18 protein-coding genes and 1 other RNA gene are annotated in these 19491 nt (G+C 64.1%); 10 read left to right on the top strand and 9 right to left on the bottom strand.

The window, feature by feature from the left end; translation table 11 throughout:
* Positions 1–238: 238 nt before the first annotated feature.
* From ACQY80_RS13490 to ACQY80_RS13505, 4 genes are all read right to left on the bottom strand, one after another.
* Entirely contained in the window at positions 239–529 is a 291-nt protein-coding gene (locus ACQY80_RS13490; protein ID WP_428680562.1) for a PspC domain-containing protein, read from the bottom strand.
* 388 nt (positions 530–917) lie between these two features.
* On the bottom strand, positions 918–2945 hold the full coding sequence (gene rpoD, locus ACQY80_RS13495; RefSeq protein WP_428680565.1) for an RNA polymerase sigma factor RpoD: 2028 nt from the start codon (positions 2943–2945) through the stop codon (positions 918–920).
* A 39-nt stretch (positions 2946–2984) separates the two neighbouring features.
* Positions 2985–4859, bottom strand: a complete 1875-nt coding sequence (gene dnaG, locus ACQY80_RS13500) for a DNA primase (RefSeq protein WP_428680568.1) — start codon at positions 4857–4859, stop codon at positions 2985–2987.
* 55 nt (positions 4860–4914) lie between these two features.
* Positions 4915–5367, bottom strand: coding sequence for a GatB/YqeY domain-containing protein (locus tag ACQY80_RS13505; RefSeq protein ID WP_428680571.1), 453 nt, complete (start codon positions 5365–5367; stop codon positions 4915–4917).
* Between the two features lie 131 nt (positions 5368–5498).
* Here ACQY80_RS13505 and carA point away from each other — a divergent pair, with 131 nt between their 5' ends.
* From carA to ACQY80_RS13530, 5 genes are all read left to right on the top strand, one after another.
* Positions 5499–6695 carry a glutamine-hydrolyzing carbamoyl-phosphate synthase small subunit gene (gene carA / locus ACQY80_RS13510; protein ID WP_428680574.1) on the top strand — a complete coding sequence of 399 codons (1197 nt, stop codon included), beginning with the start codon at positions 5499–5501 and terminating at the stop codon, positions 6693–6695.
* An 8-nt stretch (positions 6696–6703) separates the two neighbouring features.
* Positions 6704–7162 (top strand): hypothetical protein, encoded by a 459-nt coding sequence (locus ACQY80_RS13515; protein WP_428680577.1) that lies wholly within the window; start codon positions 6704–6706, stop codon positions 7160–7162.
* 2 nt (positions 7163–7164) lie between these two features.
* A complete protein-coding gene (carB, locus tag ACQY80_RS13520; protein ID WP_428680580.1) occupies positions 7165–10485 on the top strand; it encodes a carbamoyl-phosphate synthase large subunit in 3321 nt (1106 codons plus the stop codon).
* A gap of 98 nt (positions 10486–10583) precedes the next feature.
* Positions 10584–11060, top strand: a complete 477-nt coding sequence (greA, locus tag ACQY80_RS13525; protein ID WP_428680583.1) for a transcription elongation factor GreA — start codon at positions 10584–10586, stop codon at positions 11058–11060.
* 16 nt (positions 11061–11076) lie between these two features.
* The gene (locus ACQY80_RS13530; RefSeq protein WP_428680586.1) at positions 11077–11712 is read left to right on the top strand and encodes a rhomboid family intramembrane serine protease; all 636 of its coding nucleotides are present in this window, start codon (positions 11077–11079) and stop codon (positions 11710–11712) included.
* On the opposite strand, the gene ACQY80_RS13535 is transcribed toward ACQY80_RS13530, so the two are convergent.
* The 4 genes from ACQY80_RS13535 to ACQY80_RS13550 are packed head-to-tail and all read right to left on the bottom strand — an operon-like array spanning position 11709 to position 14403.
* Positions 11709–12251, bottom strand: a complete 543-nt coding sequence (locus ACQY80_RS13535) for an NUDIX hydrolase (RefSeq protein ID WP_428680589.1) — start codon at positions 12249–12251, stop codon at positions 11709–11711. The genes ACQY80_RS13530 and ACQY80_RS13535 overlap by 4 nt on opposite strands.
* Positions 12252–12260: 9 nt before the next feature.
* Positions 12261–12941: a TPM domain-containing protein gene (locus ACQY80_RS13540; RefSeq protein ID WP_428680592.1), complete on the bottom strand. Its 681-nt coding sequence runs from the start codon at positions 12939–12941 to the stop codon at positions 12261–12263.
* Between the two features lie 12 nt (positions 12942–12953).
* Complete coding sequence (locus ACQY80_RS13545) at positions 12954–13790, bottom strand: TPM domain-containing protein (protein ID WP_428685870.1); 837 nt, start codon at positions 13788–13790, stop codon at positions 12954–12956.
* A 10-nt stretch (positions 13791–13800) separates the two neighbouring features.
* Positions 13801–14403, bottom strand: a complete 603-nt coding sequence (locus tag ACQY80_RS13550; RefSeq protein ID WP_428680595.1) for a LemA family protein — start codon at positions 14401–14403, stop codon at positions 13801–13803.
* Positions 14404–14521: 118 nt separating this feature from the next.
* On the opposite strand from ACQY80_RS13550, the gene mscL reads away from it, so the two are divergent.
* Together mscL and ssrA are read left to right on the top strand one after the other, a co-directional pair.
* Positions 14522–14938, top strand: a complete 417-nt coding sequence (gene mscL / locus ACQY80_RS13555; protein WP_428680598.1) for a large conductance mechanosensitive channel protein MscL — start codon at positions 14522–14524, stop codon at positions 14936–14938.
* Between the two features lie 37 nt (positions 14939–14975).
* Positions 14976–15331: a transfer-messenger RNA gene (gene ssrA / locus ACQY80_RS13560) on the top strand.
* Between the two features lie 50 nt (positions 15332–15381).
* Here ssrA and ACQY80_RS13565 read toward each other — a convergent pair.
* Positions 15382–15792, bottom strand: coding sequence for a MerR family transcriptional regulator (locus tag ACQY80_RS13565; protein WP_428680601.1), 411 nt, complete (start codon positions 15790–15792; stop codon positions 15382–15384).
* A gap of 69 nt (positions 15793–15861) precedes the next feature.
* Here ACQY80_RS13565 and ACQY80_RS13570 point away from each other — a divergent pair, with 69 nt between their 5' ends.
* The 3 genes from ACQY80_RS13570 to ACQY80_RS13580 all read left to right on the top strand — a co-directional run bounded on the left by ACQY80_RS13570 (position 15862) and on the right by ACQY80_RS13580 (position 19477).
* A complete protein-coding gene (locus ACQY80_RS13570) occupies positions 15862–16485 on the top strand; it encodes a cation transporter (RefSeq protein ID WP_428680604.1) in 624 nt (207 codons plus the stop codon).
* Between the two features lie 122 nt (positions 16486–16607).
* Positions 16608–18290 carry an MFS transporter gene (locus ACQY80_RS13575; RefSeq protein WP_428680607.1) on the top strand — a complete coding sequence of 561 codons (1683 nt, stop codon included), beginning with the start codon at positions 16608–16610 and terminating at the stop codon, positions 18288–18290.
* Positions 18287–19477 (top strand): HlyD family secretion protein, encoded by a 1191-nt coding sequence (locus ACQY80_RS13580; protein ID WP_428680610.1) that lies wholly within the window; start codon positions 18287–18289, stop codon positions 19475–19477. Before ACQY80_RS13575 ends, ACQY80_RS13580 begins: the two co-directional genes overlap by 4 nt.
* Positions 19478–19491: the final 14 nt, after the last annotated feature.

Here is a 19491-nt window from a genome sequence, read left to right on the forward strand (position 1 = left end):
TCCTTGCCTGTTGCAGCGGAGCGAGCGCCCGCCGCATGGATTTCGAACGTCCAGCCATAGAGCAACGTCGTAAACGTCGCGTTTATGAGCGGTCTCCGCATTTGCCCGGCGGCTGTGCCGGATAGAGACAGCGAGACCGGCAAGCCCGGGGAAGCTTGCCGGTCCGATCGTGGCGCCACGAGCGCCACGGCTGAAGGGAAAGGGCAGGAGAGAGGGAGGTTTCCGGCCCGTTACCCCGTCAAGCTGCGAGGGCGTATTCGCCCGTCTTGTCCTCGATCATCGCGGCCGGCTCTGCCGCAACCGGCGCGGCTTGGGCGGCGGCCTTGTTCGGGAAGAGGAGGCGCGAGGCGAGCACGATGCCGCCGAGCGCGAAATAGGCGGCAAAGGTCTGGACGGGAAAGAAGAACAGCGGCGCGATGAACGCTAGGCGGATGTACAGCGGGTTGAAGCCGAAGTCCTGGCCAACGGCCTCGCAGATACCGAAGAAGGTGTCGCGGCGGCGGAAGAGATTGGTGTTCTGCTGTTCCATCTTCTTGTCTTTCCTTTTGGCGGCGAGGGGGAGTGCCGCCCGATGCCCCCTGCTAAGCAACGGGCGTGCCAATTGTGGCTATCCTTGCATTTCCGGGCTTTTCGGCGCCTCGAACCGCCAAATCGCCCGGTCTTCACTGAACATTGTCCCATCGGGTGGGATTATTCGCCATTTGGCGGCGCGAAGATTAAGCGAAGCTGAAGCGCCCATCTGCCGCCGAGGCGCCATCTGGGGTGGAAAGATGAAGATTTGAAGTAGCTTGGCGAAAATAATTGTGCGGCGCACAATTAATCCGGGCACGCCAACGAAAACGCCCCGCTCGCGGATAATCGCGAGCGGGGCGTCGTGGTCCAGTGGATGGACGTTCGTTGAGCCGGGTGGCCCGTTGTTACTGGTCGAGGAAGCTCCGCATCTTGCGGCTGCGGCTCGGGTGCTTGAGCTTGCGCAGCGCCTTCGCCTCGATCTGGCGGATACGTTCGCGCGTCACGCTGAACTGCTGGCCGACTTCCTCGAGCGTGTGGTCGGTGTTCATCCCGATGCCGAAACGCATGCGAAGCACGCGTTCCTCACGCGGGGTGAGCGAGGCGAGGACACGGGTAACCGTTTCCTTGAGGTTCGACTGCACCGCAGCGTCGACCGGGATGACGGCGTTCTTGTCCTCGATGAAATCGCCGAGGTGGCTGTCTTCCTCGTCGCCGATCGGTGTTTCGAGCGAAATCGGCTCCTTGGCGATCTTCATCACCTTGCGAACCTTTTCGAGCGGCATCGACAGACGCTCGGCCATTTCCTCGGGAGTCGGCTCGCGGCCGCTTTCGTGGAGGAACTGACGGCTGCAACGGACCAGCTTGTTGATCGTCTCGATCATATGGACCGGGATGCGGATCGTGCGTGCCTGATCGGCGATCGAGCGGGTGATCGCCTGCCGGATCCACCAGGTCGCATAGGTGCTGAACTTGTAGCCGCGGCGATACTCGAACTTGTCGACCGCCTTCATCAGGCCGATATTGCCTTCCTGAATGAGGTCGAGGAACTGCAGGCCGCGGTTCGTATATTTCTTGGCGATCGAGATCACGAGGCGCAGGTTCGCCTCGACCATTTCCTTCTTGGCGATGCGCGCTTCGCGCTCGCCCTTCTGGACCATGTTCACGACGCGGCGGAATTCGACGAGGCTCATGCCCGCCGCCTGCGCGATTTCGCTGATCTCGATGCGGATGCGGTCGACGGCCCCGGCCTCATTCTCGGCGAACGCGGCCCACTTCTTGTCGATCGACCCGACGCCATCGATCCAGTTTTCTTCAAGCTCGCGCCCGACATAATTGTCGAGGAACGACTTGCGCGGAACCTTATGGCGTTCGGCAAGGCGCAGCATCTGGCCGCCGAGCGCGGTCAGGCGACGGTTGTAGCTGTAAAGCTGGTCGACCAGATATTCGATCTTGGTGTTATGGAACTGCACGCTTTCGACCTGCGCGGTGAGTTCCTCACGCAGCTTGTGATATTTCTTCTCGGAGGCCGAAGGGAATTCCTCGCCGCCCGACAGCGATTCGAGGCGCGCGTCCTGAAGCTTCTGGAACGCCTTGAAGCTCTTGGTGATGTTGGCGAACTTCTCGAGCGCGTCGGGCTTGAGCAGCTCCTCCATCGCCGCGAGGCTCAGCGTATTGTCCTCTTCGTCTTCCTCGAAGCTCTCGCGCTTGCCCGAAGAGCCTTCGCCGTCCTCGTCGTCGCCGTCAGCCGACGGTTCCTCCTCGACTTCATCCTCGTCCTTGAACGAGACGCCGGCGGTCTTCTCGCTGATCTCGCCGTCGTCCTCGGCGCCTTCTTCTTCAAGGTTCTCGGGCGCAGGGTCTTTCGAGAGCATCGCTTCCAGGTCGACGATCTCGCGCAGTTGCATGTCGCCATTGTTCAGCGCGTTCGACCATTCGATGATCGCGTTGAAGGTCAGGGGGCTTTCGCAAAGGCCGAGGATCATCGTGTCGCGGCCGGCCTCGATGCGCTTCGCGATCGCGATTTCGCCTTCGCGGCTGAGCAGTTCGACCGCGCCCATCTCGCGCAGGTACATGCGAACGGGATCGTCGGTGCGATCGACCGTTTCCTTCTTCTTCTCGATCGCGGGCGCGCTCAGCGAACCCGAGTTGGCGCTGACGTCGATATCCTCGTCGGCGTCCTGTTCGGCTTCTTCCTGAACATCCTCGTCGCTCTCGACGATGTTGATGCCCATGTCAGAGATCGCCGACATGATGTCTTCGATCTGCTCCGACGACATCTGGTCCTGCGGCAACGCCGCGTTCAGCTCGTCATAGGTCAGGTAACCGCGCTTCTTGCCGCGCGCGATCAGCTTTTTGACGTCGGCCTCGTTAAGGTCGATCAGCGGGCCGTCGGTGTCGGTATCGGTGTCGGCGGCGGTGTTCTTCGTGGCCATATGCGTTCGTTGTTCCTGCCTTGGGGCATCAAATGGTCGTTACTGGCTGCTGTCGGACAGCGCGGCCAGGCGGCGGGTCAGTTCCTCGTCCATCGCACGCAATCGTTGTTGGCGTGCCAGGCCTTCGTCGTCCATCGTGCGCTGAAAGTCCGCGGTGGCCTCTGCGAGCCGGGCGCGGATTTCGGGCTGGGAAACCAGCACGCCGATATATTCGTCGAGGTCGCGCAGCGCGACTTCGCGTGCTGCATCAGCCCCTTCGCCTTCGAGCCTTCGATTGAACGAGAAGTGCATTCCGTCGGCTCTGAGCAATGTCATCGCCCTATTATACACTTTCATTGGCTTCAATATGGCAAGCAACCCCTCGCAATCAAGCCCTTCTTGGGCATTTGCGATGTCAAGTATCGCGCCAAGCAGTTCGGCGTCGCCGGAATCGGGGATATGGAGGCGAAAAAGCTCGTCCTCATGGCGCCGGATCGCTTCCGGAAAGCGGAGCAATCCGCCGATCAGGGCGGCGGCATAGGGGGTTGCGATGCCCGACTGGCTAAGCGCGCGCGTTTCGTCGGCGGGCGGCTGGAGTCGCGGGTCGGGCTGGAAGCGGCGGCCGCCGCGCTGCGGTTGCGGCGCCCACGGTACGCGCGGGCCGCGTTCGGGGCGTTGCCGTGCGAACAGCGTGTCGAGTCTTTCGCGGAACGCCTCGCGATAATGGTGGCGGACGTCGGCGTCCTGAATCGCGTCGGCGTGGGCGAGCAAGCGGGTCTTGAGTGCGGCGCGCTCTTCGGGCGTGGAAAGCGGACCGGCGGCGACCTCATGCGCCCAGAGGCGTTCGACGAGCGGCTGGGCGTCCGCAAGAATCTCGACGAAGCCCGCAGCGCCGCGAGCGCGAACGATGTCGTCGGGATCCTGCCCGGTGGGCAGGGTCGCGAAGGACAGGCTGAAGCCAGGGCGCAATAGCGGCAGCGCGCGCATCGCGGCGCGCATCGCCGCCTTCTGGCCGGCATTGTCGCCGTCGAAGCAGAGCACTGGCACCGGCACCATCCGCCAGATCATCCCGATCTGGTTCTCGGTCAGCGCGGTGCCCAGCGGCGCGACGGCATCGGCGATCCCCGCCTCGGCGAGCGCGATGACGTCCATATAGCCTTCGACGACGATGATACGGTCGGTCTGGCGCGACGCGGGCGAGGCCTTGTCGAGGTTATAGAGCGTGCGCCCCTTGTCGAAGAGCGGGGTGTCGGGCGAATTCAGATATTTGGGTTCGCCGTCGCCGAGGATGCGCCCGCCGAAAGCGATCACGCGCCCGCGCGCATCGCGGATCGGGATCATCAGGCGGCCACGGAAGCGGTCGTAGGGCTCCTTGTCATCGACCGCGATGAGCATGCCTGACTCGACGAGCATTGCGGTCGGGAATCTCTTGAGCGCTTCCTTGAGCGCGCTGCGGCTCTCGGGCGCGAGGCCGAAGCCGAAAGCCTTGCGCGTCGCATCCGAAATGCCGCGCTTCCTGAGGTACTCGCGCGCAGGCGCCCCATTGCTGCTGTCGAGTTGCTGCGTGAACCACTCCGCGGCGCCTTGCGTCACATCGCGGAGGCTCGCCTGCTCCTCGGCCTTCTTCGCCGCCCGCGGGTCGGCAGCGGGAACCTCCATTCCGGCTTCGGCCGCGAGTTCCTTGACCGCATCCATGAACGACAGGCCGCGCTGATCGGTCATCCAGCGGATCGCATCGCCATGGGCGCTGCATCCGAAGCAGTGGTAGAAGCCCTTTTCGTCGTTGATCGTGAAGCTGGGCGTCTTTTCGTTATGGAAGGGGCAGCACGCCTTATACTCGCGCCCGGCGCGGGTGACCTTCACCGTCCGCCCGATGAGGGTCGACAGCGTGATCCGCGCGCGCAGTTCGTCCAGCCATTGCGGGGTCAGGGTCATATCGTCGATATGCCCCTGCCAGCACCCGCCCGCAAGCAGGCGGGGAGGGCGGGGCTCAGGAGAGGGCCGCCTTCACCCAGCCCGACGCCTTGCTCATGTCGAGCTGCGAGCCGAGCCGGTCCTTCACCGCGGCCATCACCTTGCCCATATCTTTCAGGCTGTCGGCGCCCAGTTCGGTCACGATCGCCTTGATCGCAGCGGTCGCTTCGTCGTCCGAAAGCTGTGCGGGCAGGAAATCCTCGATGACGGCGACTTCGCCCGCCTCGATATCGGCGAGCTCCTGGCGGCCGCCCTGTTCGAACATGGTGATCGATTCGCGGCGCTGCTTGACCATTTTCTGAAGGACGTCGGTGACGAGCACATCGTCGTCGGCCGGCGCGGTGCCGGTGCGCAGCTCGATATCCTTGTCCTTGATCTTGGCCAGCATCAGCCGGATGGTGCCCAGGCGCGCCTTGTCGCCGCTCTTCATGGCGGCAACCTGCGCAGCCTTGATGTCGTCACGAATCATGCGTGTCCCCATGCGCTGCAAATTTCGGAAAGGCCCTCTCTAGCGGCAAGATTCCAAATCCGATAGCTTGTGAATCACTTTTTTGCCTCCTACTTGGTCGGCCGTTTAGCCCCCCGTCCGGAGCATGTTGAATGGCACCTGCCAACCCCTCTGCCGCGCCCGCAAAGCAGCCTTCCGGCGCTACCGGCGTTCTTGTCCTTGCCGATGGCACCGTGCTGTGGGGCGTGGGCTATGGCGCCGCCGGTGCGGGCGTGGGCGAGATCTGTTTCAACACCTCGATGACCGGATACCAAGAAATCCTGACCGATCCGAGCTATGCCGGGCAGATCATCACCTTTACGTTTCCGCACATCGGCAATGTCGGCGCGAACCCCGAGGATATGGAGCGCGAAAAGCGCGCCGCGATCGGGTGCATCACGCGCGAGCTGCCGACCGCGCCGAGCAGCTTTCGCAGCGTCCAGACGCTGCCCGAATGGATGGCGGCGCAGGGCCTGATCGGGCTTGCGGGCATCGACACGCGCGCGCTGACGCGCCGCATTCGCGACGGCGGTGCGCCGACCGGCGTTGTCGCCCACAGCCCCGAGGGCAAGTTCGATCTCGACAAGCTGCTGATGCTTGCGCAGGGCTGGCCGGGGCTGGAGGGCATGGACCTCGCCAAGACGGTCACGCGCGAACGGCAGGGCAGCTGGGACGCAGGCGTATGGCATCTGGGTTCGGGCTATGACGTGTCGGACCACAAACGCGAGGGCGATCCCGCGCCGCATGTCGTCGCGGTCGATTATGGCGCGAAGGACAATATCTTCCGCAACCTCGTAAGGGCCGGCGCGCGCGTCACGGTGGTGCCCGCGAAAACCAGCCTGGAAGAGATCGTCGCGCTGCGCCCCGCGGGCGTGTTCCTGTCGAACGGCCCCGGCGATCCGGCGGCGACGGGCGAATATGCGGTGCCGGTGATCAAGGGGCTGCTCGAACGCAATGTGCCGATCTTCGGCATCTGCCTCGGCCACCAATTGCTCGGCATTGCGGCGGGCGCGAAGACGGTGAAGATGCATCAGGGCCACCGCGGCGCGAACCATCCGGTGCAGCGCGTCGGCGGCGACTTCGCCGACGGCGTGGTCGAGATCACCAGCATGAACCACGGCTTCGCGGTCGACGCATCGACGCTGCCCGCGGGTGTGGTCGAAACGCACAAGAGCCTGTTCGATGGATCGAACTGCGGGATCGCGATCACGGGCAAGAACGCCTTCAGCGTGCAATATCATCCCGAGGCGAGCCCGGGGCCGCAGGATAGTTTCTATCTGTTCGAGAAGTTTGTGGGTGGGCTGAAGTGAGTCTTGTTTTGAACAGCCTCGCGGCATTCATGCTCATGCAGAATGCGCCCGCGGAAGTTGTTCAGCAGGAGCAGAAGATTGCTGGCTCTGTGCCGGTGCTACGAGCCCAATGGAGGGTTTCTTGCCCAGCGGACCGTGTCGGCGCCGATGGTCAGCCTTTGTGTAGCGCGAAGCACTATGATGCGCCCTTTAGCGTGGAACGGACCGACGACGGATTAATGATGACGTTTTTGGGAGACTGCTTTTCTCGGAAATATGAGAGGAAATATACCCAATCGATTGACGTTTTCGTCCGCCTAAAGCCGGGTTCCTCTAAAGAAACTATCGTAAAGTCATTCAACCACGCATTTCGGTCGCCGCCGAAAAGTCCGAATCCAGAATGCAAATATTTTACCGATTTCGAGATCGATCAGCGCCAGTTGCCTTGGATGGTCGAAGCCGTTTTTCTTGAAAAGAAGCAGTCCTGATAATGCCCAAAAGAACCGACATCCAATCCATCCTCGTCATCGGCGCAGGCCCGATCGTTATCGGTCAGGCGTGCGAGTTCGACTATTCGGGGACGCAGGCGATCAAGGCGCTGAAGGAGGAGGGCTATCGCATCGTCCTCGTCAACTCCAATCCGGCGACGATCATGACCGATCCCGACCTCGCCGACGCGACTTATGTCGAGCCGATCACGCCCGAGATCGTCGCGAAGATCATCGCGAAGGAGCGCCCTGACGCGGTGCTGCCGACGATGGGCGGGCAGACCGCGCTCAACACCGCGCTCGCGCTCGCGCAGGATGGCACGCTGGCGAAGTTCGGCGTCGAGATGATCGGCGCCGATGCCGAGGCGATCGACAAGGCCGAAGACCGGCAGAAGTTCCGCGATGCGATGGACAAGATCGGGCTCGAAAGCGCGCGCAGCGGCGTCGCGCATACGCTCGACGAAGCGCTGAAGATTCTCGAACGCACCGGGCTGCCCTCGATCATCCGTCCGTCCTTCACGCTCGGCGGCACGGGCGGCGGCATTGCGTATAACCGCGAGGAGTTCGAGCATATCGTCCGCGGCGGCCTCATCGCCTCGCCCACCACCGAAGTCCTGATCGAGGAATCGCTCCTCGGCTGGAAGGAGTTCGAGATGGAGGTGGTGCGCGACCGCAAGGACAATTGCATCATCATCTGCTCGATCGAGAATGTCGATCCGATGGGCGTGCATACCGGCGACAGCATCACCGTCGCGCCGGCGTTGACGCTGACCGACAAGGAATATCAGATCATGCGCAACGCGAGCATCGCGGTGCTGCGTGAAATCGGCGTCGAAACAGGCGGTTCGAACGTCCAGTTCGCGGTCAATCCGAAGGATGGCCGCCTGATCGTGATCGAGATGAACCCGCGCGTGTCGCGCTCGTCGGCGCTCGCGTCGAAGGCGACAGGCTTCCCGATCGCCAAGGTCGCGGCAAAGCTCGCGGTCGGCTACACGCTCGACGAGATCATGAACGACATCACCGGGGTGACCCCGGCGTCGTTCGAACCGACGATCGACTATGTCGTCACCAAGATCCCGCGCTTTGCCTTCGAGAAGTTCAAGGGCGCCGAGGCGACGCTGTCGACCGCGATGAAATCGGTTGGCGAGGTAATGGCGATCGGCCGCACGATCCATGAATCGATGCAGAAGGCGCTGCGCGGGCTGGAGACGGGGCTTAGCGGCTTCAACTTCGTCGACCGCCTCGTCGGCGCGAGCCACGACCAGCTTCGCAGCGAACTCGCGCAGCGCACCCCCGACCGGCTGCTCAACACGGCGCAGGCGATCCGCGAGGGGCTGCCGCTCGCCGAGATCAACCGCGTCGCGGGCTATGACATGTGGTTCCTCGAACGCATCGCGGAGATCGTTGCGGCCGAGAATGAGGTGATGGCGAACGGCCTGCCGCGCGACGCCGAAGGGCTGCGCAAGCTGAAAGCCATGGGCTTCTCCGACAAGCGCCTTGCTTATCTGGCGCTCCAGTCGGCGAACCTTCACCCCGGCACCCGCCGCGCCACCGCTCGCGGTTCGGGCCTGATCCACGAAGCCGTGAAGGCAATGACCGGCGGGGTCACCGAGACCGAAGTGCGCGCGTTGCGCCACAAGCTCGGCGTGCGCCCCGTGTTCAAGATGATCGACACCTGCGCCGCCGAGTTCCAGGCGCAGACGCCCTATCTTTATTCGACCTATGAAGCGCCGACCTTTGGCGAGGCGGAGAATGAGGCGAACCCGAGCGACCGCAACAAGATCGTCATTCTCGGCGGCGGTCCGAACCGGATCGGGCAGGGGATCGAGTTCGATTATTGCTGCTGCCATGCCTGCTTCGCGCTTGAAGAGGCGGGCTATGAAACGATCATGGTCAACTGCAACCCGGAGACGGTGTCGACCGACTATGACACGTCGGACCGCCTCTATTTTGAACCGCTGACCGCAGAGGATGTGTTGGAAATCCTGCACGTCGAGCAGCAGAACGGCACGCTTGTCGGCGTGATCGTCCAGTTCGGCGGCCAGACGCCGCTGAAGCTGGCGCAGGCGCTGTCCGATGCCGGCATCCCGATCCTCGGCACCTCGCCCGATGCGATCGATTTGGCCGAAGACCGCGAGCGCTTTGCCGCGCTCGTCAACAAGCTCGGCCTCAAGCAGCCCGAGAACGGCATCGCGCGCAGCCGCGAGGAAGCCGTCGCGGTCGCGGCGCGCATCGGGTATCCCGTGCTGACCCGCCCGAGCTATGTGCTCGGCGGCCGCGCGATGGAGATCGTCGACGATCAGGCGCAGCTCGAACATTATATCGAGACTGCGGTGCAGGTGTCCGGCGACTCGCCCGTGCTGATCGACCGCTATCTGCGCGATGCGATCGAGGTCGACGTCGACGCGCTGTGCGACGGCACCGATGTTGTGGTCGCGGGCGTGCTTCAGCATATCGAGGAAGCCGGGGTCCATTCGGGCGACAGCGCCTGCTCGATCCCGCCGTACAGCCTGTCAGCTGACATCATCGCCGAGATCGAACGTCAGACCGATGCGCTTGCCCGTGCGCTGGGCGTTCGCGGGCTGATGAACATCCAGTTCGCGGTCAAGGGCGACGAGGTCTATCTGATCGAGGTCAATCCGCGCGCCAGCCGCACAGTGCCCTTCGTCGCCAAGGCGGTGGGCTCGCCCATCGCCAAGATCGCGGCGCGCGTGATGGCGGGCGAAAAGCTGGCCGATCTGCCGAAGATCAACCGCGACATCGCGCATGTCGCGGTGAAGGAAGCGGTCTTCCCCTTCGCGCGCTTCCCCGGCACCGATCCCGTGCTGTCACCCGAGATGAAGTCCACGGGCGAAGTCATGGGAATCGACAGCAATTTCAACCTCGCTTTCGCGAAGGCGCAGCTTGGCGCGGGTGACCGCCTGCCGACCGACGGGCGGCTGTTCGTATCGGTCAAGGACAGCGACAAGCCGCGCATCATCGACGCGGTGAGGCAGCTTCGCGCCTGGGGTTGGAAGGTCGTCGCGACCGGCGGCACCGCTGACTATCTGGCCGAGCAGGGGATCGAGGTCGAGCGCGTGAACAAGGTCGCCGAAGGAAGGCCGCATATCGTCGACCGGATCAAGGACGGCGATGTGCAACTGATCTTCAACACGACCGAAGGCTGGCAGTCGCTGCAGGATTCGCAGTCGATCCGGGCCTCGGCGCTCGCGGCTGACGTTGCCTATTACACGACCGCCGCGGGAAGTGATGCCGCGACCCACGCGATCGGGGCACTGCGCGCGCATAGTCTTGAAGTAAAGCCGCTGCAGGACTATTATTGATCGACCGCTCCATCTCCCCACATTGACGGAAACAGCGGCTTGGCCCGCACGGCGAGATTTTCGCTGGCGGGGAAATATTGACGAAGGACAACAGGATAATGGCAAGCGTTGAAAAGGTTCCGATGCTGCAGGAAGGCTATGAGAAGCTGAGCACCCAGCTCGCGACTCTCAAGGCCGAACGCCCTCTGATCGTCGATGCGATCGAGGAAGCGCGCGCGCACGGCGACCTTTCGGAAAATGCCGAATATCACGCCGCAAAGGAACGTCAGGGGCAGGTCGAGGCGACGATCGGCGACCTTGAAGACCGGCTGTCGCGTGCGCAGGTCATCGACCCGACGACGCTGTCGGGCGACCGCATCGTGTTCGGTGCGACGGTGACGCTGGCCGACGAAGACGACAAGCCGGTGCGCTACCAGATCGTCGGGCAAGCCGAGGCAGACGCCAAGGACGGCAAGATCAGTTACAATTCGCCGCTCGGCCGTGCGCTGATCGGCCGCAAGGTCGACGACGAGGTCGAGGTGACCGTGCCGGCGGGCGACAAATATTATCTGGTGACGAAGATCGAATTCGTCTGATCGCGGAGAACGTGCGATGAAGCCGCAGGATGCGCCGCTGGTCACCGGCTATGCGCTGCTGTGCGTGGTTCTGTTCATCCTGCTCTGGATCACCGGCTATCAGGTCGATGCCATTGTGCGCGCGGGCTTCGTTCCCGGGCGGTTCGGGGCCGACCTGATCCTGCCGCCCGGCGCGATGGTTCCCTTCGCGCTGACGCCGCTGACCTCCGCCTTCCTGCATGGCGGGTGGCTGCACCTGATCTTCAACATGGTCATGCTGCTGTATATCGGCCGCCAGCTCGAGGCGCCGCTCGGCAGCAAGGCGATCGCGGTGCTGTTGCTTCTCGGGGCCTATGCCGGCGCGCTCGCGCAGTTTCTGGCCGATCCGCAGTCGGCGGTCCCGATGATCGGCGCAAGCGGCGCGATCTCGGCGCTTGTCGCCGTTTTCGCGCTGATCTTCAGCCGCACGAAAACCTCGGCCATCGGGCCGATCCCCGCGCATTGGGTGCGCGCGCTATGGCTCGCGGCGGCATGGATTTTGATTCAGATCGCGCTGGGTCTCTCGGGCGGCGGCGGGTTCGGCGCGATCGCGATCTGGGCGCATATCGGCGGTTTCCTGGCGGGGCTGGCGCTCGCGCGGCCGCTGCTCCGCTGGCGCTTTGGCGCGCGCTAGGCGAGTAATCCCCCCACCAACAGCATCGCGACGCGGACGTCGATGCCGCAGCCTTCGGCGCGCTTCGCGGCGATGAAATCCGCAATGCCTGTCAGTGGCACGCGGTGGACGGTGATATCCTCGCCATCGACCCCGCCGCCTTCGCCGATCCTGGTCAGGCCTTTCGCAACGAGCAGCGTGAAGCTTTCGCTGACCATGCCGGGCGAGCTGTAGAATTCGCCGACTGTCTGCCATTCGGCGGCGTGATAGCCGGTTTCTTCCTCCAGCTCGCGCTGCGCCGCGATCTCCGACGCTTCGCCCGCGGTGTCGTCGCCGACCAGCCCGGCAGGCAATTCGAGGCAGCGGACCTTCAGCGGAACGCGATATTGCTCGACCAACAGGACATGGCGTCCGTCGGCGGCGTCGTCGATCGCGAGGATCACTGCGGCGTGGATGCCGCGCGAGCGCGAGACATATTCCCACGTCCCCTGCTGTTTGACCGTGATGAAGCGGCCTTCCCACCGCGTCTCGATGGGGGTGTCGGGCGAGGGGACGGGCATGGTCTTCCTTTATAGTTCGATCAGGCGGTCGGGCAGTTCGTTCGGATTTTCGCTGCCGCGCGGAAAATGCTCGGCCAGCACGATGCCCATCTGGCGCACCGCCTCGGCCATGCCTTCGCCGGGCTTGCCGCGGCGGACCAGATCGACCAGTGCCGCCATCGCGTCGCCCCAGACCTCGGGCGCGACCTTGGCCGCGATCGCCTCGTCGGCGACGATGTCGGCACGATGCTCGCGCAGGCTGACATAAAGGAGGATGCCGGTGCGCCCCAGCGTCTTCGCCTCGGTGCCGACCTTGAACAGGTCGATCGCGCGGGCGCGGACGCGGCCGGCAAGGATCGCGCGCGGGGTCAGCCACAGGCGCAAGGGACGCCAGAGCAGGATCAGCCACACGCCGATCCATTTCAGGACGCCGACCGCAATGACGGTGCCGAGCCACTGGTTGGCCGCCAGTTCATGCCCCCAGCCGCCGGTGATACGGTAATAAAGGCCCTGATAGAAATCTGGGAACAGCGCGACGACCGACATCGCAAGAAAGGCAATGACGCTGGCCCAGACGAGCGCGACATCGTCATAATCGTTCGACTGCGCGGCGATGACGGTGACGATCTCGCCGCTGGTATGCGCCTCGGCCGCGGCGACCGCCGCGGTGACGAGATCATGATCGGCTTCGCTGACGTGACTGACTTTCATGGCCCGTTCCCCCTACCAGCCGCCCGAGGCGCCGCCGCCGCCGAAACTGCCACCGCCGCCCGAAAAGCCGCCGCCACCGCCCCAGCTCGATCCGCCGCCGCCGCCCCATGAGGAACCGCCGCCCCAGCCTCCGCCCGAACCGCCGCCCCAGTCGTTATCGCCCCAGATGATGATCGGCGCGCCGCCCCACGGGCGGTTCCGGCGGTGCTTCTTGCCGCGCCGCCCGAAGGCCGAAAGCATCGGCAGGAGGAAAAAGAAAAAGACGATGAAGCCGATGAAGAAGAGGCCGCCGATATTGCCGTCGTCGGCGCGGTCGCGCTCGGCCTTGTCGGCTGCTGCCGCGCGCGCGGCGGCTTCCTCGGGCGGCAACTGGATCTGCTGCGCGATCGCATTGACGCCATCCTGGATACCGCCGGGCATGTCGCCCGCCTTGAACTTCGGGGTCACGACATCGCGGATGATCCGTCCCGACAGCGCGTCGGTCAGCACGGGTTCGAGGCCATAGCCGACCGAAATGTTCATGCGTCGTTCGTTCGGCGCGATCAGGAAGACGACGCCGTCGTTATTCTCCTTGCCGCCAATCTTCCAGTCGCGGCCCAAGCGATAGCCATAGTCGGAAATGTCATTGCCATCGAGGCTGGTCACCGTCGCGACGACGAGCTGGTGGCCGGTCGTCTTTTCCAGCTGTTCGAGCTGGATGTCGAGATTGGCTTCCTCGACCGGCGGAATGATGTCCGCCTGATCGACGACGCGGCCGGTCAGCTTGGGAAAGGTCTGTGCGGCGGCTGGCGCCGCCAGCAACAGCAGCCCGGAAAGGGCGGCCGTCGCCAGCGGGCGCAACAAGACGATAGGACGCACTTTACTGACCGAAGTCGACTTTCGGCGCGACGTTCGCGTTGGGGGTGATCGCCTTGTAGGGGGTCATCGGCTTGGCCCCATGGACGATCTTGGCGCCGATGATGTCGGGGAAGGTGCGGATCGTCGTATTATAGTCCTGCACCGCGGCGTTATAATCCTGAACGGTGACATTGATCCGGTTCTCGGTGCCTTCGAGCTGCGTCATCAGGTCGGCGAAGCGCGCTTGGCTCTTGAGGTCGGGATAGGCCTCGACGCTGACGAGAAGGCGGCCGAGCGCGCTGGATACGCCGCCCTGCGCTTGCTGGAAGGCTTGGACCTTTGCCGGGTCGTTGAGGTCGTCAGTGCTGAGTTTGACCTGCGTCGCCGAGGCGCGGGCCTGAATGACGCCTTCCAGCGTCGACTGCTCGATCTTCGAGGCGCCCTTGGCAGTTTCGACGAGGTTGGGGATCAGGTCGGCGCGGCGCTGATAGGCGGCCTCGACATTGGCCCACTTGGCTTTCGCGGCCTCTTCCTTGGTGGGAACGCTGTTGATACCGCAGGCGGACAGCGACAGTGCGGCAACCGGGACAATCAGCCAACGGGCGGAACGATAGGTCATGGTCATCAATGCTCCCTTGCGCGGCGTTTTGCCGCAACAATACACATAATAGGATCGCACTTGCCTTTGCGCAATCGTCGCGGCACGGTCGGCGCACGGAATAGATCATCCGGGGAGCAGCAAGATGTTGAGCGAATTCAGGGAATTTATCGCCAAGGGCAATGTGATGGACCTTGCGGTCGGTGTGATCATCGGCGGTGCTTTTGCGACGATCACCACCTCGCTGACCGCCGATCTGATCATGCCGCTGGTCGGCTGGATTTTCGGCGGGGTCGATTTTTCGAGCAAGTTCATCCTGCTCGGCAGCGTTCCCGACGGCATCGCCGCGACCGACTATGCCGCGCTGAAGAAGGCCGGCGTTGCGATGATCGGCTATGGCGCCTTCATCACCGCGGTGATCAACTTCCTGATTCTGGCGTGGGTCATCTTCCTGCTCGTGAAGATGGTGAACCGCGTGACCCGCAGGGCTGCCGATGCGCCCGCCGGCCCGAGTGAAGTCGATATCCTCACCGAAATCCGCGACGAATTGCGCAAGAAATAGGGATTTGATCCCCTGAAGGGATGAATGGCCCGCCCGCGCTCTTTCCAAGCGCGGGCGGGCTTCCTATATGGGTCGTGCCGGTTTCGACCGGCTATGGTGATAAATGGTGTCGTGGAATAGACACAGCGGACCCGGGGGCAGTACCCGGCGGCTCCACCACAAACCCGCGTTTCCTTGATGGGGATACGGGTTTCTGACGGGGCCGAACCAGGATCGACGTGTGTTCAAAGACGATGTTTTTGCCCGGGCTGAGTAACCCGTTCAAGGCTCAAACCTATAAGTGCTAACGATAACGAAGCACTCGCTCTGGCTGCGTAACCGATAAGCCTCACGGCCTAAGGTTATTCAAATAGAACGCGGTTCGGACCGAACCGGGCAACAGAATCGGATACCAGCGGCTGGGGACGAGCCGGGCAACAGAATCGTCCCACCTTCCCTGAATTCTAGTGCCGGCCTTCGCATTGGCCATGGTCGCCCAGCGCCTCGATCACGCGGCAGTCGCCGGCGAGGCCGCCGCGGCAGCGGCCGATGATACGCGCGAGTTCGTCGCGAAGGGCGCTAAGCTGCGCAATCTTTTCCTCGACCTGTTCCAGATGGCGCGTCGCGATGTCGTCCGCCTCGCTGCAGTCGCGATCGGGATGATCCGACAGATCGAGCAGCGACCGGATTTCCTCGATCGTGAACCCCAGATCGCGCGAATGGCGCACGAAGCTCAGCCGCGAGCGGTGCTCGCCACCATAGCTTCGGTAATTGGAGTCGGTGCGCGCGGGGGCAGGGAGGAGGCCGATCCGTTCGTAATAGCGGATGGTTTCGATATTGGTGCCGGTGGCACGCGACAATTCGCCGATCTTCATCGCTTGACCCTGTAGTTGCTACAGACTGCATATAAGAGATCGACTCGGAGAACCAAGGAGATTTCGGCGATGGCCGATCAATGCTGTGACGGAAAGAGTGGCAAGACCGCCCTCAATGACCCGAAGTGGCGGCGCGTGCTGTGGATCGCGCTGATCATCAACGCCGCGATGTTCGGGGTCGAGATCGTTGCGGGCGTGGCCGCGGATTCGCGCGCGCTGCAGGCCGATGCGCTCGATTTTCTGGGTGACAGCGCCAATTATGCGATCAGCCTCGGCGTTGCCGGAATGGCGCTGAGCTGGCGCGCACGCGCGGCGCTGCTCAAGGCGGCGACGATGCTGGCGTTCGGGCTCTGGGTCTTCGCTTCGGCTGTCTGGGGCTTCATCGTCGGCACCGCGCCGCAGGCCGAGACGATGGGGTTGATCGGTGCGCTGGCGCTCGTCTCCAACGTCGTTGTCGCGCTGATGCTTTATCGCTGGCGCACGGGCGATGCGAACATGCGTTCGGTCTGGATCTGCTCGCGCAATGACGCGATCGGCAACGTCGCGGTGATCGCCGCGGCGCTTGGTGTGTTCGGGACGGGGCAGGGCTGGCCCGACCTGCTCGTCGCGGCGATCATGGCGGCGCTCGCGATATGGGGCAGTATCGACGTGTTCCGCCACGCGCGCGGCGACCTTGCCAGCGCGGCTGCATAGGTAACGATACCGAAAAGGGTTTCCGCATCCTGTTGCGGCGCATATTGTGCGGCGCACGATGCCGAGCGAACCCATCATCCGGAAAGCGTGGAAAAGCGTTCAGGGAACCGGGGCCGACTCGCATGGCTGAAGCGCCGCCCACCGCTGCCCGGCCGGGCGATTATGTCTTCAAACCGCATGAGCGGCCGTTCATGCCGGGCTCGCCGGCGTCGCCCGACCATCCGGTGCTCCGCAAGGTCTGCTATTTCCTGATCGGCGTCTATCTCGCCATCGTCGGTGGCCTCACCAACGGTCTGCTGATCGCGAACCTGACGACGATCCAGGGCCATATGGATCTGACGCCCGCCGAAGGCGGATGGGTGACCGTCGCCTATAATATGACGAACGCGTGCATGAGCATCCTGCTCTACAAATCGCGCCAGCAGTTCGGCATCCAGCGCTTCGTGCGGGCGATCATGATCGCGCTGCTCGTTGCGAACTTCCTGCAGCTGTTCGACGCGGGTTACCGGATGGAGCTCATCGCGCGCGGCGTGTCGGGGATTGCGGCGAGCGGGCTGACGACGCTCGCGGCCTTTTATCTGATGCAGGGACTGCCGGCGGAAAAGCGTATCGCGGGCTTCCTGCTCGCGATCGGGCTGACGCAGATCGCGGTCCCCTTGGCACGGGCGTTTTCGCCCATGCTGCTTGCCGATGGCGACGTGTCGCACCTGTTCGATTTCCAGTTCGCGCTGTCGCTCGTCGCGGTCGGGCTGGTCTTCATCCTGCAGGTCCCGCCGGGCGAGACGACGAAGGCGTTCGAGAAGCTTGACCTCCTGACCTTTCCGATGCTCGCGGTCGGGGTCGGGCTGCTCTGCGCCTTTCTGGTGCAGGGACGCATCCAGTGGTGGTCGACGCCCTGGCTCGGCGGCGCGCTTGCAGCGTCGGTGGTGCTGATCGGCGCGGCCTTTCTGATCGAACATAACCGCAAGAACCCGATGCTCCAGACGCGCTGGATGGGCAGCGCCGCGCTGGTCCAGTTCGCGCTGACCGGCGCGCTGGTGCGCGTCCTGACGTCAGAGCAGAATTTCGGCGCGTCGGGGCTGCTTTCGGCGATCGGCCTCGTGAACGATCAACTCGTTTCCTATTATTGGGTGCTGACCGGCGCGACGCTGGCGGGCGCGATCCTTGCCATCCTGCGTCTCGACCCGACCGATCTGCGCCGGCCGGTGCTGGTGTCGCTCGCGGTGATCACGGTCGGGGCGTTTCTCGATACCCATTCGGGGCTGCGAACGGGGCCAACGAACCTCTATTTTTCGCAGGCCGCGATCGCCTTTGCTGCGGTCTATTTCATGGGGCCGATGATGATGGAGGGATTGCTCCGGGCGTTGAGCAACGGTCCTTCCTATATGGTCAGCTTCCTCGGGGTATTCACCCTGTCGCAGACGCTCGGCGGGCTGATCGGCGTCGCCGGACTTTCGGCGTTCCACACGCTGCGCACCAAGGCCCATCTGATGACGCTGGGGCAGGGCATTTCGACCAACGATCCGGCGGTGGCGCAGGGGATCAACAGCCTCGCCGGGGCGCTGACCGGCCAGATGACCGATCCCGTGCTGCGGAACGCGGTCGCGGGGTCGCAGGTCGTGCGCGAGGCGGCGCGCGAGGCGACGATCCTGGCGTTCAACGACGTCTTTTTCGTGATCGGCACGCTGTCGGCGCTGGCGTTCATATTGCTGTTCGTGCGCTGGGCGCGCGACCGGCAGCGCGGTTTCAACCCGCTCGCGAAAGAGCTGGAAGCATTGCAGAAGATGAGGGCGCAAAATCAATGAGCGAAGACAAGCCGGACGCACCGGAAACGCCGCAGACCGCGGCAGCCGCCGCCCCGAAAGCGGCGCGCGTGCCTGCACCAGCGCCTCCGCCTGCGGAACCCGAGCTCACGCCCGATGATCAGCTCGGTCCACCGCCCGAGGGGTGGAAGCCGCCACAGTCGCGCGGACGGATCATTCTGTTCGGCGCGATCATTCTCGCGGGCGCGCTGGCCATTCTCTATGCGTGGGGCCTGCCTCCCTTCCGTCCCGACAGCCAGACGACCGACAACGCCTATATCCGCGGACAGACGACGATCATCGCACCGCAGGTCGGCGGCTATGTCACCGAAGTGCTGGTGCAGGATTTCGAGCGGGTGTCGGCGGGGCAGGTGCTCGCGCGGATCGACGACAGCATCTACAAGCAGCGGGTCGCGCAGGGCGAGGCAAGCATCGCGGCGCAGAACGCCAGCCTTAGCAACAGCCAGCAAAGCCAGCGCTCGGCCGAGGCGCAGGTGCAGCTTCAGGATGCGGCCGTCGCCAATGCCAACGCGCAGCTCCAGCGTGCACAGGCCGACATGCGGCGCGTCAGTGAGCTGGTCGATGCGGGGTCGGTGTCGCTGCGCGAGCGCGACCAGACGCTTGCCGCGTTGCGTCAGGCGGAGGCGGCCGTCCGGCAGGCGCAGGCGCAGCGACAGATCGCGCTCGAACAGGTGCGATCGGTGACTGTCGGCCGCAGCGGGCTGGAAGCCGGGGTCGAGAATGCAAAGGCCGCGCGTGGGCTTGCCGACATCGACCTTGGCCGCACGGTAATCCGCGCGCCGCGATCGGGCCGGCTGAGCGAGGTGTCGGTCCGCGTCGGGCAGCTCGTCAATCCCGGGACGCAGCTGATGTATCTGGTGCCCGAAACGCATTGGGTCGTCGCCAACTTCAAGGAATCGCAGACCGCGAACATCCGCGTCGGACAGAAGGCGCGGATGCGGATCGACGCGCTCGGCGGTGCCGAGCTGAAAGGCACGGTCGAAAGCGTCGCCCCGGCGGCGGGCAGCGAGTTCAGCGTCATCAAGCCCGACACCGGGTCGGGAAATTTCGTGAAGGTGCCGCAGCGGATCGCTGTGCGCATCCGCATCGATCCGGCGCAGAAGCTGGCCGCGCGGCTGGGGCCGGGCATGTCGGTCGTCGCTACCGTCTATACGGATGGCGACCGGTGAGACGCGCCGCGCTT

The organism is Sphingopyxis sp. (genome assembly GCF_965279755.1).
Classification (GTDB): Bacteria; Pseudomonadota; Alphaproteobacteria; order Sphingomonadales; family Sphingomonadaceae; genus Sphingopyxis.